At 64.9% G+C, this 25,604-nt stretch carries 25 protein-coding genes and 1 tRNA gene; 16 read left to right on the plus strand and 10 right to left on the minus strand.

Annotated features, from left to right (window positions below; genetic code table 11):
* Nucleotides 1–161 precede the first annotated feature (161 nt).
* The 3 genes from U870_RS0116380 to U870_RS24425 all read left to right on the plus strand — a co-directional run bounded on the left by U870_RS0116380 (nt 162) and on the right by U870_RS24425 (nt 2,290).
* Nucleotides 162–659: an HNH endonuclease gene (locus U870_RS0116380; RefSeq protein WP_025158460.1), complete on the plus strand. Its 498-nt coding sequence runs from the start codon at nt 162–164 to the stop codon at nt 657–659.
* 41 nt (nt 660–700) lie between these two features.
* Nucleotides 701–772, plus strand: a tRNA-Arg gene (locus U870_RS0116385).
* Between the two features lie 888 nt (nt 773–1,660).
* The gene (locus U870_RS24425) at nt 1,661–2,290 is read left to right on the plus strand and encodes a DUF7255 family protein (RefSeq protein ID WP_162819167.1); all 630 of its coding nucleotides are present in this window, start codon (nt 1,661–1,663) and stop codon (nt 2,288–2,290) included.
* 42 nt (nt 2,291–2,332) lie between these two features.
* Here the strand turns inward: U870_RS24425 and U870_RS0116395 are convergent, their stop codons facing one another.
* Nucleotides 2,333–2,605, minus strand: coding sequence for a hypothetical protein (locus tag U870_RS0116395; protein ID WP_025158461.1), 273 nt, complete (start codon nt 2,603–2,605; stop codon nt 2,333–2,335).
* 721 nt (nt 2,606–3,326) lie between these two features.
* A complete protein-coding gene (locus tag U870_RS0116400; protein ID WP_029947725.1) occupies nt 3,327–4,532 on the minus strand; it encodes an exonuclease domain-containing protein in 1,206 nt (401 codons plus the stop codon).
* Between the two features lie 515 nt (nt 4,533–5,047).
* On the opposite strand from U870_RS0116400, the gene U870_RS24430 reads away from it, so the two are divergent.
* From U870_RS24430 to U870_RS0116415, 3 genes are read left to right on the plus strand one after another with little or no spacing between them, the layout of a single operon-like run.
* Complete coding sequence (locus U870_RS24430) at nt 5,048–5,701, plus strand: hypothetical protein (protein ID WP_162819168.1); 654 nt, start codon at nt 5,048–5,050, stop codon at nt 5,699–5,701.
* A 16-nt stretch (nt 5,702–5,717) separates the two neighbouring features.
* Nucleotides 5,718–6,665 carry an McrB family protein gene (locus U870_RS0116410; protein WP_240183731.1) on the plus strand — a complete coding sequence of 316 codons (948 nt, stop codon included), beginning with the start codon at nt 5,718–5,720 and terminating at the stop codon, nt 6,663–6,665.
* Nucleotides 6,613–8,034 (plus strand): McrC family protein, encoded by a 1,422-nt coding sequence (locus U870_RS0116415; protein ID WP_240183732.1) that lies wholly within the window; start codon nt 6,613–6,615, stop codon nt 8,032–8,034. The genes U870_RS0116410 and U870_RS0116415 overlap by 53 nt, the downstream gene beginning before the upstream one ends.
* On the opposite strand, the gene U870_RS23730 is transcribed toward U870_RS0116415, so the two are convergent.
* Entirely contained in the window at nt 8,015–9,160 is a 1,146-nt protein-coding gene (locus tag U870_RS23730; protein ID WP_081815326.1) for a DNA-methyltransferase, read from the minus strand. The genes U870_RS0116415 and U870_RS23730 overlap by 20 nt on opposite strands.
* A 249-nt stretch (nt 9,161–9,409) precedes the next feature.
* Between U870_RS23730 and U870_RS23735 the strand changes: the two genes are divergently transcribed.
* From U870_RS23735 to U870_RS24440, 3 genes are read left to right on the plus strand one after another with little or no spacing between them, the layout of a single operon-like run.
* A complete protein-coding gene (locus U870_RS23735) occupies nt 9,410–11,626 on the plus strand; it encodes an ATP-binding protein (RefSeq protein WP_081815327.1) in 2,217 nt (738 codons plus the stop codon).
* The gene (locus U870_RS24435; RefSeq protein ID WP_025158467.1) at nt 11,574–11,981 is read left to right on the plus strand and encodes a hypothetical protein; all 408 of its coding nucleotides are present in this window, start codon (nt 11,574–11,576) and stop codon (nt 11,979–11,981) included. Before U870_RS23735 ends, U870_RS24435 begins: the two co-directional genes overlap by 53 nt.
* Nucleotides 11,982–12,021: 40 nt before the next feature.
* Nucleotides 12,022–12,261: a hypothetical protein gene (locus U870_RS24440; protein WP_162819170.1), complete on the plus strand. Its 240-nt coding sequence runs from the start codon at nt 12,022–12,024 to the stop codon at nt 12,259–12,261.
* A 270-nt stretch (nt 12,262–12,531) separates the two neighbouring features.
* Here the strand turns inward: U870_RS24440 and U870_RS24905 are convergent, their stop codons facing one another.
* The 6 genes from U870_RS24905 to arfB all read right to left on the minus strand — a co-directional run bounded on the left by U870_RS24905 (nt 12,532) and on the right by arfB (nt 16,830).
* On the minus strand, nt 12,532–13,404 hold the full coding sequence (locus U870_RS24905; protein WP_240183733.1) for a DNA/RNA helicase domain-containing protein: 873 nt from the start codon (nt 13,402–13,404) through the stop codon (nt 12,532–12,534).
* Nucleotides 13,397–14,134 (minus strand): GIY-YIG nuclease family protein, encoded by a 738-nt coding sequence (locus U870_RS24910; protein ID WP_240183734.1) that lies wholly within the window; start codon nt 14,132–14,134, stop codon nt 13,397–13,399. The genes U870_RS24905 and U870_RS24910 overlap by 8 nt, the downstream gene beginning before the upstream one ends.
* A complete protein-coding gene (locus U870_RS0116425) occupies nt 14,121–14,441 on the minus strand; it encodes a nucleotide pyrophosphohydrolase (protein ID WP_025158468.1) in 321 nt (106 codons plus the stop codon). Before U870_RS0116425 ends, U870_RS24910 begins: the two co-directional genes overlap by 14 nt.
* Nucleotides 14,442–14,560: 119 nt before the next feature.
* Nucleotides 14,561–15,649 (minus strand): hypothetical protein, encoded by a 1,089-nt coding sequence (locus U870_RS0116430; protein WP_025158469.1) that lies wholly within the window; start codon nt 15,647–15,649, stop codon nt 14,561–14,563.
* Between the two features lie 133 nt (nt 15,650–15,782).
* On the minus strand, nt 15,783–16,343 hold the full coding sequence (locus U870_RS0116435; protein ID WP_025158470.1) for a dihydrofolate reductase family protein: 561 nt from the start codon (nt 16,341–16,343) through the stop codon (nt 15,783–15,785).
* A gap of 49 nt (nt 16,344–16,392) precedes the next feature.
* A complete protein-coding gene (arfB, locus tag U870_RS0116440) occupies nt 16,393–16,830 on the minus strand; it encodes an alternative ribosome rescue aminoacyl-tRNA hydrolase ArfB (protein ID WP_025158471.1) in 438 nt (145 codons plus the stop codon).
* A gap of 147 nt (nt 16,831–16,977) precedes the next feature.
* Between arfB and U870_RS0116445 the strand changes: the two genes are divergently transcribed.
* Both U870_RS0116445 and U870_RS0116450 read left to right on the plus strand, forming a co-directional pair.
* Nucleotides 16,978–17,202, plus strand: coding sequence for an RNA-binding S4 domain-containing protein (locus U870_RS0116445; protein ID WP_025158472.1), 225 nt, complete (start codon nt 16,978–16,980; stop codon nt 17,200–17,202).
* Nucleotides 17,203–17,227: 25 nt separating this feature from the next.
* Nucleotides 17,228–17,575, plus strand: coding sequence for a LysR family transcriptional regulator (locus U870_RS0116450; RefSeq protein WP_025158473.1), 348 nt, complete (start codon nt 17,228–17,230; stop codon nt 17,573–17,575).
* A 12-nt stretch (nt 17,576–17,587) separates the two neighbouring features.
* Here U870_RS0116450 and U870_RS0116455 read toward each other — a convergent pair whose 3' ends face one another.
* Nucleotides 17,588–18,526, minus strand: a complete 939-nt coding sequence (locus U870_RS0116455) for an Lrp/AsnC family transcriptional regulator (protein WP_025158474.1) — start codon at nt 18,524–18,526, stop codon at nt 17,588–17,590.
* A 225-nt stretch (nt 18,527–18,751) separates the two neighbouring features.
* Between U870_RS0116455 and U870_RS0116460 the strand changes: the two genes are divergently transcribed.
* From U870_RS0116460 to U870_RS0116480, 5 genes are all read left to right on the plus strand, one after another.
* Nucleotides 18,752–20,098, plus strand: a complete 1,347-nt coding sequence (locus U870_RS0116460) for an MFS transporter (RefSeq protein WP_025158475.1) — start codon at nt 18,752–18,754, stop codon at nt 20,096–20,098.
* A gap of 3 nt (nt 20,099–20,101) precedes the next feature.
* On the plus strand, nt 20,102–21,775 hold the full coding sequence (locus U870_RS0116465) for an amidohydrolase (protein ID WP_025158476.1): 1,674 nt from the start codon (nt 20,102–20,104) through the stop codon (nt 21,773–21,775).
* Between the two features lie 25 nt (nt 21,776–21,800).
* Complete coding sequence (locus U870_RS0116470; protein ID WP_025158477.1) at nt 21,801–23,411, plus strand: thiamine pyrophosphate-binding protein; 1,611 nt, start codon at nt 21,801–21,803, stop codon at nt 23,409–23,411.
* 68 nt (nt 23,412–23,479) lie between these two features.
* Nucleotides 23,480–24,517 carry an agmatinase gene (gene speB / locus U870_RS0116475; RefSeq protein WP_025158478.1) on the plus strand — a complete coding sequence of 346 codons (1,038 nt, stop codon included), beginning with the start codon at nt 23,480–23,482 and terminating at the stop codon, nt 24,515–24,517.
* Nucleotides 24,510–25,517, plus strand: coding sequence for a C-terminal binding protein (locus U870_RS0116480; protein ID WP_025158479.1), 1,008 nt, complete (start codon nt 24,510–24,512; stop codon nt 25,515–25,517). Before speB ends, U870_RS0116480 begins: the two co-directional genes overlap by 8 nt.
* Nucleotides 25,518–25,604: the final 87 nt, after the last annotated feature.

Here is a 25,604-nt window from a genome sequence, read left to right on the forward strand (position 1 = left end):
CGCCACCATGTGGAGGCCTGCCTGCACCATCACGTGGTGCGTCACCACCACCATGCCGTCTCCTTCTTGGGCGCTGTCCGCACGGACAGTGCCCTTTTTGTTTGCCCCGCCGTGCCCGCATCCTCTCCCGTCACCCCTCTCGCCCTCCCGGAAGGTCGCAGATGAAGACCCTGGTCCTCAACGCCGGTTACGAACCGCTCGCGGTCGTCTCGTTCAAGCGCGCCATCGTGCTCGTGATGAATCAGAAGGCGACCGTGCTCGCCACCGATCGCGACCACCCGGTCTGGACCATCTCCAACAGCTACGAGCGGCCCTCGGTCATCCTGCTCACCCGCTACGTGCGCCTCCCGCACGGCCGCGCCGTGCCGGTCAGCCGCCGCGGCGTGCTGCGCCGCGACCTGCACCGCTGCGGCTACTGCGGCAAGGCCGCCACCACCATCGACCACGTGCTCCCGCGCTCCCGCGGCGGCCGCGACAGCTGGGAGAACCTGGTCGCCTGCTGCCTGCGCTGCAACAACCTCAAGAGCGACCGCACCCCGGCCGAGATGGGCTGGACCCTCAACATCACCCCGCGAGCCCCACACGACGCCTCCTGGGTCGTGCGCGGCTCCGAGGCGCCCCTGCCCGACTGGGAGGACTACCTGGCGCCGGCGGCGTGATTGCTGGTCCTCGTGTCCGTTTCGCTAGACTCGATGGGCTGGCCTCTGTAGCTCAATGGAAGAGCTGCTCCGTCCTAAGGAGAAGGTTGGGGGTTCGAGTCCCTCCAGGGGCACTTCTCAGGAGTATTAAAAAGCCTGGTCAAGAACGTTTTCGGGGCAACGCGACCACTGCCGATTGTCCTTCTCAGGTCCGCGACCGGAGACTCGAGATCGCGGCCGCGACGTTCTCCGGTTAGCGGGTCGATTCCGTCGACCCATTCCTTGAGTTGGTCGCGGGGTGAGGAGATCGTCCCGGATGTTCCCGTTCTCGACGATGTACCGGGTCATGAGAGCGTCGGCGTAGCCGGCGGCGGCGATGACACCGTCGGCGGTCTTGGCGGTGAGGGTGGCGTCACACACGCCGCTGAAGGCGTAGTTGACCGCTTGCTTGACTCCGTGGGACTGCTGGCCCCACTTCCATCTGGCAACTCCACCTCGCACCCGCACTCATCTCCCTCACACGTCGTCTCTGACTTTCCGAAATCGGGCAGTCCTGTCCTTTGTTCGAAGAGTGCCTCTACTTACTACTTCCGGTACGCCGGACATTTTTGGCGCGCACTGGGCGCGCTGCTGGTTCTCCCAAAGTCCGTTCCCTTCCCGGCCAACGCCGATCCACCGGGGTCGGCCCGTGTTTTCGGCTGTTTGGAGAGGCGAACCACCCTTACCCGGGAATCTGCGTACCGCCACCGCGGTGGGTGGTTCGACTGCAGATCCCCCTGCCTTGCAGCGTCGGCGACTCATGAATGTGGCGTCCGGCGGCGCCGTCGGTGAGCCGCGCGACGGCGTCGAGACAGAAACGATCGCCCTCATCCCTACACGTTGTGTTTGTCAGTCAGTTTTGAAGCGCATTTCGAAATTCGACGCGAATCTCGGTTCCGACCCGTGACCGAAGGGTGCGGGTGGTGCTGCGAAGTTTCAATCGTCAGTCACCTAATGCGTGCGTTCTCCGAGATGATGGGAGTGTGGCCAAGACTGGTGCGCGGGCGCGAGAGCTGAATTCGCTGTTGATTCAGTCGGGATGGAGCGGTGGTTTGCGGCCGTCGCCCCCGAGGCTCAGCGTTCTACCTGCGGAGTTCGCTCGCGAGGTGATGCGGCTCTATCGCGAGCTGGGTGGGAGGCAGATGGAGCCACGGCTGGCACCGGGCGCATGGGATCTCGCCTACGACGGTGTGATTGTTGAGTTGGACGAATCGTTCCACTTCAATCGCTACCGAACGGTTACACTTCAAACCTCTTGGAGCACATCAACGCCTTGGTCCACGGACTACGTGGATTACTGCTCGCGTTGGGAGCGATTCGCTGGCATCGGCGGGAAGCGCTGGTCGAACGAGTCCGCCAGGCGAATGTTTGGTGGAGCTGATCCTGACGGTGTCTTCGACACATACGGAGCACCGAGGTGGAAGCAACGAGCACTCTACGACGCGATGAAGGATGCGGCGGCGGCGGCGGGCCTGGTTCGCCTGTCGCGGGTGTCTATCTACGACGAGATCGATGGCATCCGTCTCGACGACGTGCTTTACCAGCGAGCGCATCTTCCGGCGGATCGAATTGGCGCGTGGGTGAAGTCGCGCATGGTCTCGCCTCGTCTATGAACTCTTCGCGACCGACCGATCACAACTAGCAGGTAATTGCAGTCAGATAGTCGGTGCAAGTCGATGCTCGTCATCGGTGAGTTGGGCGAGGTTGACGAGGGGCGCACACGCGGTCTCTGCGGTCAGCGCTGCTAGCCAGCCGATCGGGGTGTGTGGGTCGGCGGCTATCGCCCACCCTTCCACCACGTACGCGCTGACGACCTCGATGCACTCGTTCTTTTCTGCGGCGCTCGGATCGGAGGATCCTTCCACGCCGATGAGCCCGCCTTGTAGTTCCGGTGCCATGTTGCTTGTGTCAATGATGAATACCCGCATCCCACTCACTCCCTCAGGGTCAATCGCTTTTGAGTTCCTCTCCGGCGGGTGATCGACAGCGAATGGGAGGTGCGGAGTACCGGGACTGTGGAGTACCGGGGGAGCGAAGCGGCGGAGTATACGCCGCGAAAGCCCGGCACGGAGCATTGGGAGGGAGCTACGATCGGGCGACGGAAAGGCCCTCAAAACCCAATGGGACAGCGCCGCGTGCGGCGACAATGTTTGCACGAGTTCGCATGGCCCGGAGACTATCGGCGGACCCCTTGGCGAATACGCCGGAGGGCGCGGCCGTGCCGCGCACTGTGTGCTGTGGCCCCGCTTTCCACTGCGTACGCCGCGAGCCAAACGGTGGCTCGTACGCGTCGTTCCTGAGTTACGAGCGCGTGTGCCGCGAAGGGTGAGAGGGCGACTGCCGCGAAGATCCCGAGCACAACCCCGGTTAGCAGGTTGCTTGGCCAGGGAACCTGGTCAAGGTGGATCGGACTTGTCGGTGCGACTAGGAGTGCGATGAACGCGATCACGAGTCCAGCGAGTGCGAGCTCGATGTTAGATGAGTCGTCGGAGGCCCGACGTTGCAGCTCTGCCTGGACCTGAAGCCTGACGCTGAGAGGCTCGCGTTTTAGGTCTCGGATTCGCGGAAGTGTGACGTTAATGTCGCGGTGGATGTGCCGTTTGACATCGCTCGGTAGTCGGGACATGGGGCGGCTAACTCGGGTGCCTGTTAGACATCGAGGAGCCTCTCCAGGCCGGCCTCGTTGACGATCGTGATGCCGTAGTCGCGTGCCGTTTTGGCCTTTCCCGAGAGGGAGTCGGGATCGGCGGCGACGAGAACCTTGGTCTTCTTGACGATGTTGTTCTTCACGACGAGCCCGAGACGGGTGAGGACGTCTGCCCATGCCTCTCGCGGCTTGGACATCTCACCGGTGAGGACGACGATGTCGCCTGGCTCCAGTCGAAAGCCGGTCGTCATCAGTGGCGCGGTTGTGGCCGGCGCCTCGGCCAGCGAGGAAACCACGACGTCTTCGTCGATGGAGAGAAGGTCGCCGATGCTCCGGATCTCTGCAGATTCGGCATCGGTGAGGATGTGGTCCTCCCATGCCGTCGCGACGAGCCCATCAAAGTACGCGCGGTGTGCGAGTCGAACATCCTCCGGGGTTAGACCGAGTCCCTGGGCGAGCGCTTCCAGAGCCGAGGCTTCGGACGCCGAGACGACCCGATCGAGGAGGATTCGATCGAGGAGGGCGAGGTAGTCGACGTTGAGCTGCGCCCCGAGACGTGTGGCAGTGAGCGAGCCCACGAGCCGGTCGACGAAGGTGTGATCCTGTTCGAAGGCCTCTGTTCGAGCGGTCCATCGAACGCTCGGGTCGACCGCGAACGGACCGTAATGTCCCGCCGAAGCAAGCCATGAGTCCCAGTACGGTCGATTCGACACGTTCCGCATATACAGGCTGAGGAGCTGCGCCGTCGCGAGCGCGTCCCCGCCAGCGCTGTGGGCATTGGCCAGCTCCACTCCCACAGCTCTGCAGCATTCGGCCAATCGGCGATTACCGGAGACCCCTTCACTCATCCGCATCGTGCAGAGCCAGCGTTCTGGCTCCGCCACCCGCAGGCCGGCCTGAGCCATCTGAAAGCCGAGGAACCTCGAGTCGAACGATGCGTTGTGCGCGACCGGGACACGGTCGTCCAGGAGGTCAGCGACGTTCGGAGCGATCTGCTCGAATAGGGGCGCCCGTGCCGCTGCCGCGGCGGTGACGCCATGGATATGTTGAGGGCCCATATCGCGGTTTGGGTTCACGAGAGTCTCGTGCCGAGACTCGATCTCGCCCTCCGGTGACACCAATACGATCCCGATCTCCACGATGCGATCGTGCTTCGTCGGAAACAGACCTGTCGTCTCTAAATCGACGACTGCGAACCCTTTGCCCATGCGTCACCCCCTCAGCGAGGCTAGCGACTGAGACGAGGCGCCCGAAGCCGCCAAAACAGGTGACAGCCCCAAGGAGCATCCGGCAGGTAGGGACCATTCGGACACGCGGTAGAGAACGCGGGCGTGACGCCTGGCCTGCAGCCGTCCACTTATGTGCCTACGTGCATTCCCTCTAGCCCTATCGGCACTTCTCCTTTGAGGATGCATCCGTCTAGATCGATGTTGGTGTCTCTTGAGAAGTCGTTGGACCTTCTCGCTCTTCATTCTCCATTTGTTTTCGCCTCCGGTCCTTCGCGAGCTACAAGCTCGGTGCATGGTAGGTCTAGCTTCCACGCTCGTTCAGACAGCCTCCAACTGATGTTGCGGATCGCACGCTCACCGAGCGCTGCGCAGACGTCCCAAGGCACCGCCAGAGACAATCCGCGGCGAAGCCAGCTGGCGGCCGCAAACTCCCCTGCGATCCAGCACGGTGTGGCGACGGGCTAGCGGCTTGTTGACTTCACTACGCTGGCTTCGTGCCCGAGAGCGAGTCGCAGCCGACACATGTCCTGACCATTCCTGCTGTCCGTTGGGGCATCCAAACGTTTGCCTCGAGGACAATCAACCCGGCGTTTGTTATGTACCTGTACCTACGCCGACAGGCGAGAGCCGGACTCCTAGAGGAGGCAACCGTCGAAGACGTCAAACCGCTCCTCAGAATGCCCGGCGCGCCTGGCAAGCCACACTATTTGCCGTTCGTCACTCGAGGCATCAAAAGGCGTCCCTTGCCAACCTTTTGGCGTGGAGAGAACCTTGCGGGAATGTGGTCGCAAACGTCCATCTACCGCCAGGATCCAGCCCGATGGTTGAGCGATGGCACCAATTATGTGATGCCCGATGACAGTGTTGAACTCGCTCGTATGAGACTCCTTGACGGTGTCCCTATTTCAGCCATCGCCTTCGGTGCATACTTCCTTCGCAATTTCGGGTTTGCAATCGACGGTGACCCGACCGTCGATGACCTAGTCATGGGCGTTCGCCGCGCCTTTGACTTCCCTGATGACTCGGACAGCGAATTCGCGTCACTGTTCGCGGTGGAGATTCCTTCGACCGAGTTCAGTTGGTTTGAGCGAGTCCCCGCACAGACTTATGTCGAGGACTTAGAGAGCAACGAGGAATTTCGTGCTTGAGTCTCTAGTCCCTAACGTGCGCACCTTGACGGCTGACGAACTCGGTATCGGCGCCAAAGCGGCGGCCGAAACCAACCGTGCCACGTCGGCCCCAGACGCTTCGGAGCTTAGTTCCAGCGATCCTCGGATCCTTGAGATTGTGCGCCTTGCCTCCCTCTTCGGGGGCGTCATCATGTCCGGGCCTCCCGGCACGTCGAAGTCCTATTACGCTGCGGCCGCAGCTCAAATCATCGTGGGCGGGGACAGCGCCCGACTGCGGTTTGTACAGTTCCACGCAAGCTATCGATATGAAGACTTCATGCTCGGTTACGCTCCGACTGAGGATGGCTTTGAGCAAAAGTCGGGTCCATTCCTGGAGCTCACTCGCGCCGCAACCGAGGACCCAGAGCGTCCGTATGTCTTGGTCATTGACGAGCTATCCAGGGCGGATGTCGGTCGAGTTTTCGGGGAAGCCCTCACGTACATTGAGCGCTCGAAGAGAGAACTTCCGTTTCGTATCGCGAATGGGGAAGAGATCAAGATACCTTCCAATCTGATCATCCTCGCGACGATGAATCCCTTCGACCGCGGGGTGGATGAGGTGGATGCAGCTTTCGAACGCCGCTTCGCGAAGGTTGGAATGGACCCAGACCGCAGTCTTCTCTACGATGTTTTGACCCAGAACGCGGTGGCCGAGTGGCTGAAAATACGCTTGATCGCTTGGTTTGACAAGATGCGAGGGCACGCGGCGAAGAACCCTACAGCCGCTGTGGGACATGCATACTTCTATTCGGTGACCGACGAGGACTCTCTTCGCGACGTGTGGGATTACCAACTGAAGTACCTTGTTCATCGCGCGTTCCGTCGCGACTTGAACACGCTCGCGGATGTTGAAACAGCATGGTCCCACATCTTTGAGTTGCCGCCGGGGGATGCGGGAAGCGAGCCCGGGGAAAGCCCGCAGGTGCCGCGTGACGGTGTCTAGGAGCGAAGCACTCGTAGTCGAATGCGAAGAGTACGAGACGATCGACGTCGATACCAGCTTGTGGGTGAGTCAAGCACATAGCACGATCTTCAATTCTGAGATCGACGGGAAGGACGTGCTTCGCGCGAGCTTCCAGAACGGCCGGCTACGTCTCCAGGCGACGTCGTTCGTAGGTGTGATTCCAATCAACGATTGGGTCGTCGTCAAAGTACGACCTCGAGTCCCGCTGGCCAATCTCACGCGAATGGTCCGGGACACGGATCACAGCGTCCTTCCTCTGACGGCGTTCGCTCGTGGCTATTCGGGTAGGGGATCAGTTGACGATTGGGCGATGGACATCTACACCGAAGCCCTGATCGAGCGCGTCGGTGAAGTCCTCGATCTCGGCCTCTTGCGCTCGTACACTACTCGCGAGGACGAGGGCTTCGTACCTCATGGGCGAATCGAAATGGGCCCGACAATGCAGCGCTTCGCTGCGCGAGGTATCCGGAACAGCGCGGCCTACTCGTGGGCAGAGAGGACCATTGACACTCCAGCCAACCGATGCGTCAAGGCTGCCTTGGAGATGGCACTAGCTCACCTCTCTCAAGAGCGTCAAAAGCCGCGGAAGGGGGATCGCGCAAAGGTTGCACGTCTCGCCGGCTACATGCATGTTTTCGATGACGTTTCGGACGACCCTAGCCAGCACTTCCTGGACGACCCGTACGTGCGCGACCTGATCGCAGTTCCCGACTCGCGCTACTACTACAGGCGACTTCTTGACCTTTGCTTGCTCATGCTGACTGGTAAGAACATTGCCTTGGAGCTGGGGGGAAGCGATGTTCAGCTGGACTCGCTGCTTATTGACACCAACAAGCTGTTCGAAAAGTTCGCACGGGTTAGCCTTGCCCGACGATATGAACGGCTTGGGTCCCCCATCGAAGTTCTTGACGGCAACACTGACGGATTCGTTGATCTCTATGACGTCCCCGCGCAGCTTCCGTCCCCGCTTGGCAGACCGATGACGGCCGTCGCGAGCTCGAACTCCGGTCGCGCTCAGCCGGACATCGTTTTCCGCACATTAGACGGGAACTTCGTGTTGGTAGCGGAAGTAAGAAACACTGTGCACGCGCTGCGTTCGGACCTCCCCGAACGCGGCGAAGTTGAGCAAGCGGTAACCTATGCGCTCCGTTATGGATTGCAGTTTACGGTGCTTATTCATCCCTGGCTGGCTGGCGAGAAGGGACTGGTCTACATCGGTCGAGTTCGATCGATCGATGTGTTTGACTTTCGCCTCGATCTGTCAAGTGATGACACGCTCGACGCGCGGTTGGAAGAGATGGCGGATGTTCTTGCGACGTTGGCTGGACTTAATCCTGTCTTGCGGTGATGTCCGGCTCATCCATCAGCGGAACGAGGTCTACCCCTACGGCGTCATAGCCCATGTCGACGGCTACCTTGAGCGTGGTGCCCGTTCCCATGAAGGGGTCCAGGACTACTCCACGCGCCGGAGACCCGTGGCCACAGTCTGTCCAGCCGACCGTGCGCTTCTTCGCAAAGGTGAACTCTCGAAAGTAACCCCCGAGGGCCGCCTTCGCTTCGGCCGCTAGTCGTTGAACCTCTGTCGAATTCCTACCCGTTCCGTTCTGAACGCGCAGCGCTTTGCCCGCGTCAGACACTCCGGTGGCTTGGATGGCGCGGATGTGAGCCGGGGTTAGCCCGTGTTCTTTAGCAAGTTCCATCGCCCGCTTCGCCTGCGGCCGGCTTTCGTCCAATTCCGCAGTTCGCTCGACTACCCGCCGGCGAGGCATTCCGCATTCACCGCACACCTGCGGTGGAGCGCCGAGCGCTATAGCTCTGCTTACGATTTCGCGCGGGAATGGCGCAAGGTGACGGCCCATGTTTCGCTCGGGGTTTATAGTCCAAACGTCGCCCGGATTTGATCCGTTACCGTACCGCTCCGAGTAGCCGTGAAGGTCGTAGTAATAGTTCTCGCGAGTGGTCAAATGAATGATGTACTCGTGTCGGTTGACTAGCCGGTCCTTAGCGGGATCAGGCATCCCCTTGGTTTTCGCCCAGATGATGCGATTGCGGACCCTCCATCCTCGCTTGATGGCCTCATACTCGATACCAGCGGGAATCCCGGCCAGGGAGTGCTTGTGATAGGTGTCGCCGACGTTGAGAAAGATGGAGCCGGTCCTGCGTAGAACGCGCTTCCATTCATCAAGACAATCCATGATGGCGGCGATGTATGCGAACGGGGAGGCTTCCCATCCGATCTGGTCGTCGTGCCCGTAGTCACGCTTTGCCCAGTAAGGCGGGGACGTGACGATGAGATCCACCGAATCATCGGCCAGGCCCGTATGCCGAGCGTCGCCTGTGACGATCCTTGATATAGGCGCGGCGAGATGATCGCTCCACGATTCAAGCGAGCTGGTAGTGACCAGGCCAAGCTTCCGTCGTCCGGTGACCTCGGCGGGTTCGCTAGCGGGACCAAATGCGGTCGGCGACGTCATGGAGCCTCATTCCGGTGTCGTGTTCACCACTTAGTTTATGGAGGACCGCCGACATCGTCGAGCAGGCGACGGCGATCCGATGAGACGCCGCGTCAGAATTTCAAGACCGCACGAGGCGAATTCGCGATGTGCGTCAAAGCAGAGCGAATCTTCGTGAGCTGATCGCAGTGTGCTTGAGTTACGACATGCAGCTCGACCACTGTGAACACGAGAACGGACTGGTTTCGGTAGGCTCCTTCCGTGAATGACATGGGGGCACCTGCGACCGTCGGTCAAGCGCTCGAGCTCGTTGGCGAGCCGGCCGAAGATATCAAGGTCAGGCTCTCGCGAGAGTTGATAACGCTCCTGAGCGAGCAGCTCTACACCTCGGCATCCAAAGCTATCGAGGAATTGGTAGTTAACTCGTTCGACGCGGATGCTACTGACTGCTGGGTGGTCGTCCCGGCAGCTTCGCCCGGCACGGAAGTCGAAGAGCTCCCCGTCATCGCCGTTTTTGATAACGGCGCGGGTATGGATGAGGAAGGTCTAACCGATCTGTGGCGAGTCGGGGCCTCCTCAAAGCGCGAGCAGGTCGTTGAGAGAATCCGTCGACGCCGACAAATCGGTAAGTTCGGCATCGGTAAGCTCGCAACGTATGCGCTCGCGTCACGTGTCACTTACATCACGTCGACCGGCAATGGCCAAATACTCTCAGTCTCGCTTTCGTATCGTGCCTTTCAGTCGGAAGCAGGATCAGACTCCGACGAGCCAGTTTCACTCGCGGTACGGCGGATCACGACGCAGCAGTTAGAGAATCAGCCGGTCATCGTTCAGGTATGTGAAGCGAACGGGCTAGCGATCGGCGATACCCTCACAGGCGATCAGCATTGGACCCTCGTCCTGCTCGAGGAGTTCAAACCGCAGGTTGCAAAGCTCTCGGTTGGCAGGCTGCGGTGGGTTCTGAGCACGGCCATGCCCCTGGGGGATTTTCGCCTGCACTTGAATGGAGACCGCGTTGCTTCCAGCAAGGAAGAGGCGATCGCGAATCCAGTCGTTCGCTTCGCAGTCACGGACCTGCCGCCTGAACGCCTGAGCAGGCTCGAAGCTCGAACTGGTCTTAAATGGTCGGTCATCTCTAGCGAAACCGACGGGTCGCCAGTGCTGACCTGTGCGATCCTGCCCTCTGGTGTAACGGGGGAAGTCGTGGTTGCTGAGGAGACGATTTACGGAGGCAAGAGCAGCGATCTGACACGATCACACGGCTTCTTCGTGCGGGTTCGCGGCCGGCTAATTGCCGAGGATGATCCGCTCTTCGGCGTCACGCCTCTCACCTATGAGGTATTCAATCGGTTTCGAGCGCAGCTTGAAGTAGACGACCTAGATGAGGACCTGACCGCTCCCCGAGAAAGCGCGGGCGCGAGCGAACGTGTGCTTGTGCTGCAGGACGTATTAGTTGAGCTTTTCAACGAGGCCCGGGTCCGATACGACGACGCGATCAAGGCACGGTTCAAGCAGGATACGAAGCGAGAAGATCAGCGTCAGTACGTCTACCCACGATACGTAGAACGCCCTGTCGCTGACGCACTGCTGATTCTTGGCCAGGATGCCGAGACCCCTCCAGGGGGCTCCGACGCAGATGATAGTTGGTTCTACCTGAATGGGCCGCCGGCGGAACGTTTGTCGTCGATAGCAGCTGAGCTATACAGCGTTGAGTCTCGAGATCCGTTCGTTTTCAGGCTGGAAGAGAGAGAGCGCACGGGAAGATTGGTGGAGTTCACACCGGAGAACCGGTCAATCGTTGTCAACGCCGATCACGAACTCGCGCTCGCCTTCAAGGACAATCACGCGGCTCGCGAACTTCTTTACGACGTGGCGGTTGCCGAAGCGCTGCTAGAGGTTTACCTTCGCGAGGCTGGCCTAGCCCCCCACCTCGTTGGAGAGGTACTAGAACGGCGGGATGGACTTCTGAGGAGCCTTGCTCGGGAGCACGTGAATTCTCCGTCGGCGATAGCAGCGTTGCTTCGCGATTCCAGCGCCAAAGATCGTGATCTAGAGATTGCGCTCGTGGTCGCAGCCAGGGCCCTCGGATTCGTAGCCAAACACATCGGGAACGCCGATAGAGCCGACGGCGTCGCCCGATTCCACGACTATCCGAATGGAGAACGCAAGATCACCTTGGAAGCCAAGTCGAGTGCTGACGTGCCCAGCCTCAGCGCATTGGACTTTGCGGGGTTAGAACAACACATGCGCGCCGAGGGAGCTCACGGATGTCTACTTGTGGCCCCGAGCTATCCCGGGGCTTCTCGTGGCGAGGACGCGCAGGCGGCGCAGCGAGCGCGAAGTGCCAAGGTAAGTTGTTGGACAATTGATCAGCTCGCCACAGTGGTAACGTCGCTCACGACTCACGACTCACGACATAACGGCGAAAGCGGTTATGGAAATTGTCCTGACCCAGTTTGCCCCCGAAGACGTGGCGGCCGCCATTGACCGCCTACTGGCGGACCCTGCACTTGCACCGCGGAAGCTGGCGGTGGCAATGCTGGTGGGTCTGCGCAATCTGGAACAATATGCGCCCGCGGATGCGCTGCGTAGCCTTGACATGATCTTGCCTGAGCTAGGCCGGATGGGCGCCAAACCCACCCAAGCGGAAGCAAAGGTGGCATTGCGCCAGCTTGTGGGAGCTAGCGGGGGCGCGCTCACATTGGTTGGTGAGGACCGTCTTCTTTTCAACACCTCTATGGAGGAGCTTGAGCGACGAACCGCTGCTTGGGCGGCCAATAACCACACTCTGCGGCACGGCAGCACCTTCCACGACTCTGGAGCGCCGAAGCCCGAGATCTGATGCACCAGCGCTGAGCGCTGTACTTTTGATATCGCCAGCTGTGACTTTGCCCAAGACAAGCGTCACGCTTTCAGCCTGCGTGGAAGCGTCAGCGTGCAACGATGATGGCGGGAACCGCTGGGCGGCACGGATTTGCAGTTCGATCCGCATCGAGGTGCGTGACAATATGGCGCGCCAAACATACTTGCTGGACATCGGCATGTTCTTTCCGTCCGGCGCGCTCGAACCCGACTGGTGGCCATGTTCAATTTTTGCCCACAATTTGCCCGCAATCGGGTGAGTTCCTATGTGATCGCAGTCATCGCCAAGCGGTCAGGAAGCGCGGAATTCCGCGGATTTACCCATCACATGGACGATGCTTAAAGGGTGGTCGCAGTTTTCGAGTCCCTCCAGGGGCACTTGTCGACGCGGGCGCTATCGTCAGCTCGACCTTCCAGCAGTTGTAGCCTCGTGCGCGTCGTGAAACGTGTTGCGGCGGCGCTGTTTTGGTCGGCGGTGACGTTCTCACCCTCTTCGCGAAGGCCGCCGATACCGGCGGGCGAACCACTACCTACCTGCGGTCGTTGTCGAAGTAGCGCTTGAGGTAGTCGCGCAGCGCGTCATCGCACACGTACACGTACGTCCCGCGGATTCCGCGCGTGAGCAGCACCCCGTAGATGTTCTTCACATACCCGAGAATGTCGTCGTCCGTGTAGCGAATGCCTCGCTTCCGGTTGTCTTCCATTCCCTTCTTATCGAAGTAGCTGCTGCGATCGAACCAGATGCCGCGATCGGGTGAATACCGGAGGTCTGGGCCGATGATCACGCCCGCGTAGTTCAGGTCGTAGCCCTGGACGGTGTGAATCGAGCCGACCTCGTCCAGCGAACCGGGCGAGTTGATCCAGTCGGTCTGTGTACGGTTCCAACGGAGCGCGACACCGTCGAGTTCGATGTCGTATGCGTCGGGGGTCTTGCGGCTCTTCCACTTCCACGCGTATCCCGCCACTAAGCGGGAGAGGCCCGCCTCGGCATCGCGAGCGCGCACGAGCTCGCGCATCTGTGCGAGATCGTCGAAGTACCGCAGATCGTACCCATCGAATGCTCGAGGATCGGGCTTGTCCCCGCGGAGGACGCTGCGCACGTAGGCGGTGTAGTCGTCGCCAGCCTTGACGCGAAGCTGCGAATGGAGACGGTAGAACTGGTGCCCGTTCGTTGCGTCGTTCACCACAGTGCGCACCACAGTCGCGGGCAGGTCCGATGGACGAACGGACTGCTCGCCATCGATGAGGAGCAGCTGGTGACGACTCTGCTCGATAACCCAGTCCAACTGCGTGAATGCGTCGTCGTCGCGTCCAAACAATTTCTCGTTGATACGAGGGAAGAGGGCATTGAGCGGGCCGGCGGGCTGATTGGCTCGGTGATTCAGCCGATGAGCCTCATCCACGACGAGCAGGTCGAATTTCTCGTGGCTCGTTCCGATTCAGGAGCTCGCTGTTCTCCGGGACGAAGAAGTCAGAAAATCGTGAGTCTTCGTCCGGCTCGAGGGCGCCGCGACCCTCTCCGATGTCGCGCAGGAGCTTGATGAGGTAGATCGCCACGATCGTTTTGCCGGTGCCTGGATCGCCCTGGACGACGATCGGCTTGCCCCGCGGGACCCGGTAGTCGTGGAGGAGACCTTCGACGATGTTCTCGACCGCGACAGCTTGGTCCGTCGTCAGCGCCTTGAACGGCGAGAACTTGAACAGGTCACTATTCTCGATCTCCGGAATGCTGCGTTCGAACAGTCCGCGCGAGCGCAAGTTCTCGAAGATGCGGTCGAAGTCAGCCTGGTAACGGTCGCGGTCGAAGTACCGCGCATCAGTGACACCCTCATTTCGGTTGAGGACCTCGAGCTTCCCGTCGCCGGCGAACATGCGGATCAGGAAAGACTCCAGATCCAGACAGACGGATTTGTTGAACTCGTCGTGCAGGATCACGCGAACGGAGCCCAGCGCATCCTTCGAGTGGTCGGCGTTGTGTTGGCGCATTCGGCTCGTTGCGCTGAGCGTCTCACCGACGTACACGCTCGACGAGTCGTCCATCACATAGACAACGGGCCAATTGTGCAGGCGCGCATCACCGGTCTCGCCGCTCGGGTCCGTACGGAGGAGCGGGACGATGTCAAAGCTGGTCATACTTGGTGCTTCGACCACGCGCCTTGTCGGCCGGATATTTGGTCCGAGTGCGCGCGAGCTTCTCCAGGACGATTCTGTCCGGATCCAGGTTGAGCCGATCGGCGAGCAGATAGCAGTAGGTGAGGACATCGGCGAGTTCGTCTCGCACCCGATCGGGGTCGGATTCGCCGCTCCACTGGAAGCACTCCAGAAGCTCGCCCGCCTCGATGGCGACACTCTTGGCGAGATTGTCCGGGGAATGGAACTGACCCCAGTCTCGCTCTGCTACGAAAGCACGGAGCTCATCACGCACGGTGTTGTCTGCCACGTGCCTCACCGTAGCAAGGGCAGACGGTCGATGTCTGGAGTCATCGCCGGAAGGGTGCGCCGAGACCGCACAGGGTGTGACATCCATCTCACAACCGCGGAGGTTGACCGTCGCTGTTCCTATGCCCGGACGACTTCGAACTCCGATCCATCTCGAACTGCAATTGCGATCTTGTGGTGGTGCAGCAAACTCACAAGGTCTGCCGTGGGCCGGCCCGGCAGCAGCACCATCGGCTCGGCCTGAATCCCCGCCTCTGCGGCAACGTGAACGTAGTCAAGAACCTGACCGATCGCGTGGCGCACGTAGTCGCGGCCTGAAGATCGCTTCGCTTCAACGATCCATCCCAACGACTCGACGTACAGATCGGGCTCGATCGTCGTGCCGGAGGTCGCCAACTGAAGCCGCTGTGGTTCGTTCCCGCGGGCTCTCAGCCAGGCGCCGAAATCCGCCTGCAACTCAAACTCGACTCGCGAAACAACGCGGTCGCTAGGCAACGCCGGCACCTCGTTGACCACAACAATGTCCGCAGCATCTGGGGGCGTCCAACGGGTGACATGCGCGCTTGGCACTGCCGGCGCGGACGGAGCAGCCAGAAGGCTCGCGTCTGCGTCCACCGGGACAAGATTGAAGATGATTCCGTTGCGCGGGTTCCCTTCAACGTCCGGGATAGTCTCGATCGAGCAGGTCGGATCACCGGTCGCGAACGTTCCGACAAAGGTGGCGGAGGTACCAGAGACGGTGAATAGCCTGATCGGGCGGCCATCGGGACCGGACTCGCGGAGAGCCAGGTTGCCTCGCTTGAACACCTGATCTCCCCGCTGACCTTCGCCCGTATAGGAGAAGGAGCCGTCCGGCTGTAGGCCCTCAAAGAGGTGGTAGCCGAATCCGGCACCACTTTCGACGCTCGAGAAGACCACGATGTCGGGCAAGCCGCGAAGCGTCACGATCCCGCTCTGTCGGCTGCCGCCGAGTGCCTCGTGCAGCTCGCGTCGGAGAACCGTGTCGCCCGGCTCGAGCGTCCAGGTGGGAACTCGGGTCGACGCCTCGCCACCAAACCGGGCGCGGATGGCATCGGCCTGCGTCTCGGTGAGATGCCAGCGAGTAATGCCCTCCTCAAGCGTCCCGTAGAGGTCGCGGAGCGCATCGCGAATCCGCTTCTGATCGACGCCGAGCTCAAGCGAGAGTTGTGCGGGAGTACGCGTGGCCATGTATTGACGGTATTGAAGACGTGCAATGCGGACAATTCCCCCGAATGGCCACCACAAGCGACTGTGTGCGATCTCGTCGGAGGTTGAGGCCGGCCGTGACGCCGGCCTCAACGGGAGCAATCACGCCCCGCCCCTACCCACCTGGCCGAAACCGCAGCGCCGTGACCCCCGACTGGAACTCCTCCCGATCCACGAGCTCGAGCCGGATCTGCTCCCGCAGCCCGGTGAGCAGCGTCGGCCCATGTCCGGCGAGCACGGGCTGCACGACGAACACGTATTCGTCGATCAGGCCGAGGTCTGCCAGCACGCGGGGGAGCGTCACTCCGCCCACGAAGAGGCCCTCGCCGGGCTCGTTCTTGAGGCGCTGGACGGCCGCTCCAACGTCGCCTCGGAGGAGTTCGGCGTTCCAGTCGACCTCGGTCAGGGTGCTCGACACGACGTGCTTCCTGGCGCCGTCGATGGCCTCGGCGAAGGGGATCTGCCACGCATCCATCCACTCGGGCCAAGCGCCTGACGGCGGCCGTCGCCAGGCGGATTCCATCATGTCGTAGGTGACGCGGCCGAAGAGAAGGGCGTCGGCGCGCTCCAGCTCGGTGGTCCAGAAGCGCATCGACTCCTCGTCCGGGGGAAGACCTGCCTCGTGGTGGCAGCAGCCGTCGAGCGTGACGTTGATGGCGTATCGGAGGGGTCTCATCTCGTTCCTTTCATCGACGCTGATGAATGTGACCGTCCATCTTTCCGGACTAGTCGTGGGGAGGGCGGCGCAGCTTCTTGATGTCGGTGCGCTGCTTCTTCGCGGTCAACCTGCGTTCTGTGGCGCCGCGACTCGGCTTGGTCGGGCGTCGCGGTGGCGCGGGTGGGCGGAGCGCGTCGGCGACGAGCTCCGCGAGTCGAGCGCGCGCGGCCTCCCTGTTGCGCAGCTGGGCGCGGTGCTCGGAGGCCGCGATCGTCAGGACTCCGTCGGCGATCCGGTTGCCGAGACGCGCGAGGAGGCGTTCGCGCTGCGACGCAGAGAGTGCGGTGGAGGCCGCCACATACCAGACGAGCTCCGCGCGAGAGTCCGCGGTGTTCACGCCTTGGCCGCCCGGCCCGGATGACCGCGAGAACCGCCAGGACAGCTCGGACTCGGGGATCGTGAGTCCTGCGTCGACCTGAAGGCCGGGGCGGTGGGCGGCGGGCATGCGTCCATCATCCTCGTCCGGCCCTGCGCAGCGCCATCGGCATCGAGCGGGAGCCGCCAGTGACGACGCGGGCGAGGTCACTCACTGGGGCCGGGCCCCGTACCGGACAACTCAGCGGCCCCTGGATCGTGGACTAGCATTTCGAAGGTGACTCCCGCACCGATCGACGACATCTCCATCGGCGGCGACGGCATCCGACTGGGCCAGTTCCTGAAGTTCGCCGGCCTCCTCGACTCCGGCGGGGACGTCAAAGAGGCCATCATCGACGGCTACGTGACCGTGAACGGCGAGGTCGACCGGCGACGCGGGAGGCAGCTGCAGCTTGGGGACGTCGTCACGTTCGAGGGGCGCAGCGTCCGCGTCTGCCCGTGAGGAGAGCGACTGGAGTGAGGACCCCGTGAACATCACCCTGCTCGTGCGCTTCGTCGCCGTGGCCGAGGAGCTGCACTTCCCGCGCGCGGCGAAGGCCCTCGACATCCCGTTGGCATCGCTCTACTCGTCGATCGCGAAGCTGGAGGAGCAGGTGGGGGCGCCGCTGTTCGTCCGGAACTCCGCCGAGACGCGACTGACGGACGCCGGAACGCTCTTCCTCGCCACGGCGAAGGACGAGATCGCGGCGGCGCCCGCACCGGCCGCGAAGCCGGTCGTTCCGGCCGGCGGCAAGGCCAAAGCCTCCAAGGGCAAGGGGCGGGCGCCGGCCGTCAAGGGGCAGCCGAAGCCGTACAAGAAGCGGCAGGGGCGGTAGCGCCGCGCCCCGTCACCCCCGCACGATCCGCCCCAGCGTCCGCGTGTAGTCCTCCTTGATGATGTCGAGGTGCGCCCACGTCTCCACCGCTCCGACCTCGGGCAGTGCCCGCAGGTCCTCGATGACCTCCAGCACGCCGGTCCGGGTGGTGCCGACGATGGTCGCGATCACGTCGTAGGCGCCATGCGCGTCCGCGGCCAGGTCGACGGCGGTCGCGTCCACGAGGTAGCGGTGCACGGGCTCGGCCGAGCCGCGCAGGGCGATGCCGACGCCGACGGCGACGCGGTTGCGGGAGAGGCCTCCCGCGTCGATCGCGGCGATGCGGATGACCCCGGCGTCCAGGAGGCGCTTGACCCGGGCGCGCGCGGACGAGGGGGACAGGCGCACGCGGTCGGCGAGTTCGCGGTAGCTGGCGCGGCCGTCGTCCTGCAGCACGGCGATGAGGTCGTGGTCGAGGCGGTCCAGCTTCACGGACGTGACGGAGGCGGCGGTGATGAACTCCTTGAGCAGGGCGTCGTAGGTGCTGACCCGCAGGCCGCGGACGCCGGGGATGTCGCGGATGGCGGTCAGGGTGGCGTGCAGCTCGTCGGTGTCGCCGTGGCGGGACTCGAAGACGATGGGGGAGGAGCCGCTGACCAGCGAGACGAACACCGTGTCGGGGAGGTCGGCGATCCGCTCGGCGACGGGGCGGGCGCGGCCGTCGACGGCGACCATGCCGTGGATCAGCACGTTGAGGCCGGCGAACCCGGGGTCGAGGGCGGCGACGACGCGGAGACCATCTCTCCCGATCAGCGTCCCGAGCCGGCGGGAGACGAGTTCGCGGGAGACGCCGAGGGTGCGGGCGAGCTCGTGGATGCTGGCGCGGCCGTCGGCCTGCAGGGCGCGGACGAGGCTGCTGTCGAGGGCGTCGGAGTCGCGCTCGGGGGCGGTTCGGTCGGGACGGGTCGGCACATCCGCAGAATACCCGGAAACGCTCGCGCGCGGCGGCAGATCGACGGAGCGGGTCGAGCGGTGCGGACGATTCGCGATAGTTTTGAGCACATCCCCTGACAGATCGACGGCGACGCGCCGTGCCTATCGTCGATGTGCGCTTGCAGATCCGCGCCGACCGGATGAGACTTCACGTCGAAACGAGCACGACAATCGAACCAGGCAATACAAGCAAAGGAGCTTCGTGTGTCTCTAACCGCAACGCAACCCCCCGGGCACGCCCGTGCGTTGAAGGCCGGGCTGGCGTCCGTCGTCGGCACGACCATCGAGTGGTACGACTTCTACGTCTACGCGACGGCCGCGGCCATCGTGTTCCCCCAGGTGTTCTTCCCGGAGGTCAACCACGCCCTCGGCACGCTCGCGTCGTTCGGCACCTACGCGGTGGCGTACTTCATGCGGCCGCTGGGTGGGATCATCTTCGGCCACATCGGCGACAAGCTGGGCCGCAAGCGTGCTCTGACGATCACCCTCTTCATCATGGGCGTCGCGACCGTGCTGGTCGGCTGCCTGCCCGGCTACAACACGATCGGGATCGTCGCGCCCATCCTGCTCATCGTGCTCCGCATCGCGCAGGGCCTCGCGGTCGGCGGCGAATGGGGCGGCGCGAGCCTGATGTCGGTGGAGAGCGCACCGCCGAAGTTCAAGAACTTCTACGGCGGCTTCACCCAGCTGGGCAACCCGCTCGGTGCGCTGCTGGCCTCCGGCGCGTTCTGGATCCTCGCCGGGATGGGCGACGACGTGCTGCTGACCTGGGGCTGGCGCGTGCCGTTCCTGTTCAGCATCGTGCTCATCGGCGTGGGCGTCTGGGTGCGCTACCGCGTCGAGGAGACGCCGGTCTTCGAGGAGAAGATCGAAGGCCACACCCAGTCCACCCCGATCCTGTTTGCGCTGCGCAACAACTGGCTCGCCATCATCCTCGGCTTCTGCATCATCGCGATGTCGTCCGGCGGCTACGTGATCGCCACGGTCTTCGTGCAGAACTTCGCCACGAGCCCGGAGGTCGGCCTCGACGCGAGCGTGATCCTCGGAGCGATGACGGTCGCCTCCTTCATCGAGGCGCTGGTCACCCTGCCGCTAGCGCTGCTCGGCGACAAGTGGGGAGGCAAGCGGGTCATCATGCTCGGATCGCTGCTCTCGTTCGTGGCCGTGATCCCGCTGGTGCTGGTCATCCAGAACCACCAGGTGACGCTCATCTACATCTTCGTCAGCGTCATCCGCATCACCCTGAGCGGCGCGTGGGCTCCGCTCTCGACGGTGATGACGCAGATGTTCCGCCCGCAGGCGCGCTACACCTCGATGTCGCTCTCCTACGGGATCGGCGCCGCGGTCTGGGGCGGCCTGTCGCCGGCCATCGCGACCGGCCTGATCGCCATCACCGGAACCTTCTGGTCCGCGATCTGGTTCTTCGGCGCGCTCGCGCTGATCGCCATCATCGGCACCTGGTTCGCGCCGCAGCACTCCGACACCGCGCCGGCGACGGGATCCTTCAACCCCCGCCTGGACACCACCGCCATCAAGACCACGAGGATCTGACCCATGCGACACCTGGCAACCTACGACGACCGCGATTCGGCCCCCACCCTCGTGACGGCCGACGTGATCCTGACCGTCGACGAGGGCGCCCCACGCGCGGAGGCCATGCTCACCGCGGGCGGCCGCATCCTGGCCGTCGGCACGGTCGCCGACGTCGAGCAGGCGGCCCGGGCGGCGGGTGTCGAGGCACGCCGGGTGGACTACCCGGGCGCGACGATCGTCCCCGGCTTCATCGACGCGCACGCGCACCCGCTGATGTACGGGCAGCTGCTCACCTGGGTGGACGTCAGCCCCGCGAAGGCGGCGTCCATCCCGGAGATCGTGGAGCTGATGCGGGAGGGCGCCCACCGGCTCCCGGCCGGCGTCCCGCTCCGTGGCTACGGCTACGAGCAGCGCAACCTGGCCGAGAAGCGCCACCCCACGAAGGAGGAGCTCGACCGGATCGCGACCGACCGCGAGGTGTACATCATGAACGCCTCCGGCCACGGCGGCGTCGTGAACACCTTCACGTTGGAGAAGTACGGCATCACCCGCGACTCGCCCAACCCCGAGGGCGGCGAGTTCTTCCGGGATGCGGACGGTGAGCTGACGGGCGAGCTGTCCGATGCGGCGTGCAACGTGCTCACCGGGCTGCACGGGGTGAAGATCGGCCACCACGGCCCCAACTTCCACCTCGGCGACGAGCCGGCCGAGCACCAGCGCCAGCTCGACATCGCGCAGCGCGAGTTCCTGTCGTCCGGCGTGACCGCGCTCGGCGACGCCCAGGTGTCGAAGCGCGAGCTGGCCGCCTACCTGGCGATGGCGGACCGCGGCGAGCTGTCGGTGCGGGTCTCGATGTACTTCCTCTCCCACCTGCTCGACCAGGTGATCGACCTCGGCCTCACCGGGCCGTTCGGCAACGCATTCCTCTCGGTGGCGGGCATCAAGCTCTACGCCGACGGGACGCTGGGAGGCTGGACGGCGTACTTCCCGGAGGGCTACGTCGGCGACCCCTGCCGCACCGGCCAGCTCTACCACGAGCCCGCCGAGTACGCGGGTCTGGTGGCCAAGGCGCACGCCGCCGGTCTGCAGACCGCGACGCACGCGCAGTCGCCGACCGCGATCGCGATGGTGGTGGACGCGGTGGAGCAGGTGCTGACCGAGCACCCGGACGCCGACGCGCGCCACCGGATCGAGCACTGCGGCCTCCCGGACCCGAAGGAGATCGCGCGGATGGCGACGCTGGGCATCCGCCCGGTCAACCAGACGCAGCACTACTACAACTGGGGCGAGGGCGTGGAGCAGGCCATCGGCACCCCGGGCGAGCGGTTCAACCCGCTGGGCGAGTTCCTCGAGGCGGGGGTGCCGGTGACGATCTCGTCCGACGCCCCGGTCGCCGAGCCGCGCCCGCTGGAGGCGATCCAGGCCGCGGTCACCCGCGTCACCCGCCGCGGCCACAAGCTCGGCCCCGACTCGCTGCGGATCAGCGCGGAGGAGGCCCTGCGCGGCCACACCCTGGAGGGCGCGATCACGATCGGCCGCGAGAACGAGCTCGGCTCGCTCGTCGCCGGCAAGCGTGCCGACTTCGTCGTCCTGGGAGCGAACCCGCTGACGGTCGAGGCGGACACGATCGCGGCCATTCCCGTCCGCGCGACCTGGGTGGACGGGACGCCCCGCTACGACGCCGATGGCAACTGAGACGGATCCGGGAGGACCAGCAGGCATGGAGACACGCGCCGCACGCACGACCGGATGGGTGCTCATCGAGACGCTCCGCAACTACGGGGTGGACACGGTGTTCGGCATCCCGGGCACCCACAACCTGGAGTTCTACCGGCCGCTGAACGCACTCGGAGTGCACCCGGTGACCACGCGTCACGAGCAGGGCGCCGGCTACGCGGCCGACGGCTGGTCGCTGCAGACCGGAAAGCCGGGCGTCGTGATCACCACGAGCGGGCCGGGGCTGCTGAACGCGCTCTCGGCCGCCGGGACGGCGTACTGCGAGTCGCGGCCGATGATCATCCTCTCGCCGGGCCCGGCCCGCGGGCGCGAGTTCGCGGACGTCGGCACGCTGCACGAGACCAAGGACCAGCTCGGCGCGGCCTCTGCCATCGTCGAGTGGGGCCGCCGGGTGCAGTCCGACGCGGAGGCGGTCCAGGCCGTGCACGACGCCTTCGCGCTGTTCACGACCGGGCGTCCGCGGCCGGTCTACATCGAGGTGCCGCTCGACCTGCTCGAGGAGGAGTCGGAGCTGACCGGCGACGCCCTGGCGGCGCGGTCCGCCGCGGCGCCGGCGGCCCCCGACGCGCAGGCGATCCAGGAGGCTGCGCGGCTGCTGGCCGCCGCGACCGACCCGGTCATCCTCGCGGGCGGCGGGTCGCGCGCGGCGACGGCCGAGCTGCGGGCGCTGGCCGAACGGCTGGGCGCACCGGTGGTCACCACCCTGAACGCCAAGGGCGTGCTCGACGAGCACCACCCGCTCTCGCTCGGCTCCAATCTGCGGCTGGCGGCGGCGCGCAACCGGGCCCGCGACGCCGACGTGCTGCTGGTGGTCGGCTCGAAGCTCGGCGAGGCCGAGCTCTGGGTCGACACGCTGGAGGCGCGCGGCCGGGTCATCCGCATCGACCTCGTCGCGTCGCAGCTCGACAAGAACCAGGCGGCCGAGGTGCGGATCGCCGCCGACGCCACGACGGCGCTCGCCGCGATCGGGGATGCGCTCGGCGACGGCACGCCCGCGGACCGCGAAGCCCGCGTCGCCGAGACCGTGGACGCCGTGCGGGCCGAGTGCGCCGAGCTCTCCGCCGTCAACACCGCGCTCGCGGAGCACATCGCCGCGGCCCTTCCCGCCGACGCCATCGTCGCCACCGACTCCTCGCAGATCGCGTACTGGGGTCTGCTGAACACGCTGCGGGTGCGGACGCCGAACTCGACGCCCTACATGGCCACCTACGCCACCCTCGGCTACGGCCTCCCCGCCGCGATCGGATCGCGGATCGCCCGGCCGGACCGTCCGGTGTTCGCTGTGGTCGGCGACGGCGCGCTGATGTTCTCGCTGCAGGAGTTCATGACCGTCGTCGAGCAGGGCCTCGACCTGACCGTGATCGTCGTCGACAACGGCGGCTACGCCGAGATCAAGCAGAACGAAGCGGACGCGGGTATCGCACCGGTCGGCGTCGACCTGGCGCAGCCGGACTGGGCCGCCCTCGCCGACGCGTTCGGCGGCACCGGGCACCGTGTGGCATCCGCGACCGAGCTGACGGCAGCCGTCGCCGCCGCGGGCGCCGCAGGCGGGCTGCACGTCATCCACCTCCCGCAGTCCCGCTTCACGGACTGATCCGCACCAGGCAGCACGCAACAGGCACGAGGACGACCATGAGCACACCTGATCCGAGCACACCTCCCATGAGCACACACCCCACGAGCACGCCTCCCACGAGCACGCCTCCCACGAGCACGCCCCCTGTCGGCCCGCTCGACGCGTCGAAGACGCCGCGCTACGCCGGGCTCTCCACCTTCGCCCGGCTGCCGCGCATCGAGGACGTTCCGGCCACGGACCTCGCCGTCGTCGGCATCCCGTTCGACACCGGGGTCAGCTACCGCCCGGGCGCGCGGTTCGGCCCGGAGCACGTGCGTGCCTCCAGCCGGCTGCTGCGGCCGTACAACCCGGCGCAGGACTTCTCGGCGTGGGAGGCCGTGCAGATCGCGGACGCCGGCGACATCGCGGTCAACCCCTTCCACATCGACGAGGCGGTGCGGCAGATCGCGGAGGCCGCGGGCGACCTCGGCAGCCGGGTGCAGCGCATCCTCACGATCGGCGGCGACCACACCATCGCCTACCCGCTGCTCAAGGCGATCAGCGCGAAGCACGGCCCGGTCGCGGTGCTGCACTTCGACGCGCACCTCGACACCTGGGACACCTACTTCGACGAGCCGATCACCCACGGCACCCCGTTCCGGCGTGCGTCGGAGGAAGGCTTCCTCGACCGCACCGCGTCGATGCACGTCGGCACCCGCGGTCCGCTGTACAGCAAGCAGGACCTCGAGGACGACGAGCGCCTCGGCTTCTCGATCGTCTCGAGCGAGTACCTGGAGGAGAACGGCGTCCCGGCCACGCTGGAGCGCATCCGGCGCCGGGTCGGCGACACGCCGCTCTACATCTCCATCGACATCGACGTGCTCGACCCGGCCCACGCCCCCGGCACCGGAACCCCGGAGGCCGGCGGCCTGACCAGCCGTGAGCTGCTGCGCATCCTCCGCGGCCTGACCGACCTGAACATCGTCGGCGCCGACATCGTGGAGGTCGCGCCCGCCTACGACCACGCCCAGCTGACCGGCATCGCCGCCTCGCACGTCGCGTACGAGCTGATGACCGCGATGGCCCAGGTGATCGTGCGCGAAGGCAGCGCCCACCCGCGCGGACGGGCCGACGCCGATGAGTGACCACGAGGCCGGCACGCGACCCCGGCCGGTCGCCGTCTACACCGACGTCGAGGACACCGACCCCGCGGTCGGGATCGCGCTGCTCGAGGCGCACGGCTTCGAGGTGCGCGTGCTCGGCAGCCGCGACCCGCAGACGATCATCTCCGGCGCTCAGGACGCCGTGGCGCTGCTTCCGGGCTACGCCGCCATCGGCCGCGAAGTGATCGAGGCGCTGCCGCGGCTGGAGGTCGTCGCACTGATGTCGATGGGCTTCGACTACGTGGACGTGGAGGCCGCGACCGAGCACGGCGTCTGGGTGACGAACGTGCCCGGCGCCGCGACGGAGGAGGTGGCGACGCACGCCCTGGCCCTCCTGCTCGCCGCCGTCCGCCAGCTGCCGTTCTACACCGGCACGGCCACGGCCGAGCGGTGGAACGAGCGGGCGCCGGAGGCCCCGCCGCGCCTGAGCGAGCGCACGCTCGGCATCGTCGGCCTCGGCCGGATCGGGCGGGAGTTCGCCCGGCTCGCCGGTCCGCTGTTCGGGCGCGTGGTCGGCTACGATCCGATGCTCCCGGACACGCCGGAGGTCGCGGCCGACCTCGCCGCCCTCGGGATCGAGCGGGCGAGCCTGGACGCCGTGCGCCGCGCCTCCCACGCGCTCTCGCTGCACGTGCCGCTGACGCCGGAGACGGCGGGGATGGTGGACGCCGCGTTCCTCGACGGGATGCCGGCCGGATCCATCCTGGTCAATGTCTCCCGCGGCGGACTGCTCGACAACGACGCGGTCGCCGCGGCACTGGACAGCGGGCAGCTGTCGGGGGCCGCGCTCGACGTGCTCGACGAGGAGCCCCCGCGCCCCGGCCACCCGCTTCTCGGCCGCGACGACGTGGTCCTGACCCCGCACATCGCCTACTTCTCGGACTTCACCGAGGGCGAGTACGTGCGGGTGCAGGCGCAGAACGCGGTGACGGCGATCGCGACGGGCACGCCCGAGTCACCGGTGAACCGACCGGCGCGCTGACGCGGCCACCTGAACGGGGGGAGCACACGTCGGGAGGTGCGGCCCGCCGCCATGGCAAGCTGTCCTCGGCGCGCGTCACGGTGATGC

This window comes from Leifsonia aquatica H1aii (assembly GCF_000633535.1).
Taxonomy (GTDB): domain Bacteria; phylum Actinomycetota; class Actinomycetes; order Actinomycetales; family Microbacteriaceae; genus Leifsonia; species Leifsonia aquatica_A.

Bases quoted from the DNA above. Each gene is read 5' to 3' on its own strand.
- U870_RS0116380 (WP_025158460.1), top strand. From the start codon at position 162: ATGAAGACCCTGGTCCTCAACGCCGGTTACGAACCGCTCGCGGTCGTC.
- U870_RS0116395 (WP_025158461.1), bottom strand. From the start codon at position 2,605: ATGCGGGTATTCATCATTGACACAAGCAACATGGCACCGGAACTACAA.
- U870_RS0116400 (WP_029947725.1), bottom strand. From the start codon at position 4,532: ATGGGCAAAGGGTTCGCAGTCGTCGATTTAGAGACGACAGGTCTGTTT.
- U870_RS0116415 (WP_240183732.1), top strand. From the start codon at position 6,613: ATGCGGGAAGCGAGCCCGGGGAAAGCCCGCAGGTGCCGCGTGACGGTG.
- U870_RS23730 (WP_081815326.1), bottom strand. From the start codon at position 9,160: ATGACGTCGCCGACCGCATTTGGTCCCGCTAGCGAACCCGCCGAGGTC.
- U870_RS23735 (WP_081815327.1), top strand. From the start codon at position 9,410: ATGGGGGCACCTGCGACCGTCGGTCAAGCGCTCGAGCTCGTTGGCGAG.
- U870_RS24435 (WP_025158467.1), top strand. From the start codon at position 11,574: ATGGAAATTGTCCTGACCCAGTTTGCCCCCGAAGACGTGGCGGCCGCC.
- U870_RS24910 (WP_240183734.1), bottom strand. From the start codon at position 14,134: ATGACCAGCTTTGACATCGTCCCGCTCCTCCGTACGGACCCGAGCGGC.
- U870_RS0116430 (WP_025158469.1), bottom strand. From the start codon at position 15,649: ATGGCCACGCGTACTCCCGCACAACTCTCGCTTGAGCTCGGCGTCGAT.
- U870_RS0116435 (WP_025158470.1), bottom strand. From the start codon at position 16,343: ATGAGACCCCTCCGATACGCCATCAACGTCACGCTCGACGGCTGCTGC.
- arfB (WP_025158471.1), bottom strand. From the start codon at position 16,830: ATGCCCGCCGCCCACCGCCCCGGCCTTCAGGTCGACGCAGGACTCACG.
- U870_RS0116465 (WP_025158476.1), top strand. From the start codon at position 20,102: ATGCGACACCTGGCAACCTACGACGACCGCGATTCGGCCCCCACCCTC.
- U870_RS0116470 (WP_025158477.1), top strand. From the start codon at position 21,801: ATGGAGACACGCGCCGCACGCACGACCGGATGGGTGCTCATCGAGACG.
- speB (WP_025158478.1), top strand. From the start codon at position 23,480: ATGAGCACACACCCCACGAGCACGCCTCCCACGAGCACGCCTCCCACG.
- U870_RS0116480 (WP_025158479.1), top strand. From the start codon at position 24,510: ATGAGTGACCACGAGGCCGGCACGCGACCCCGGCCGGTCGCCGTCTAC.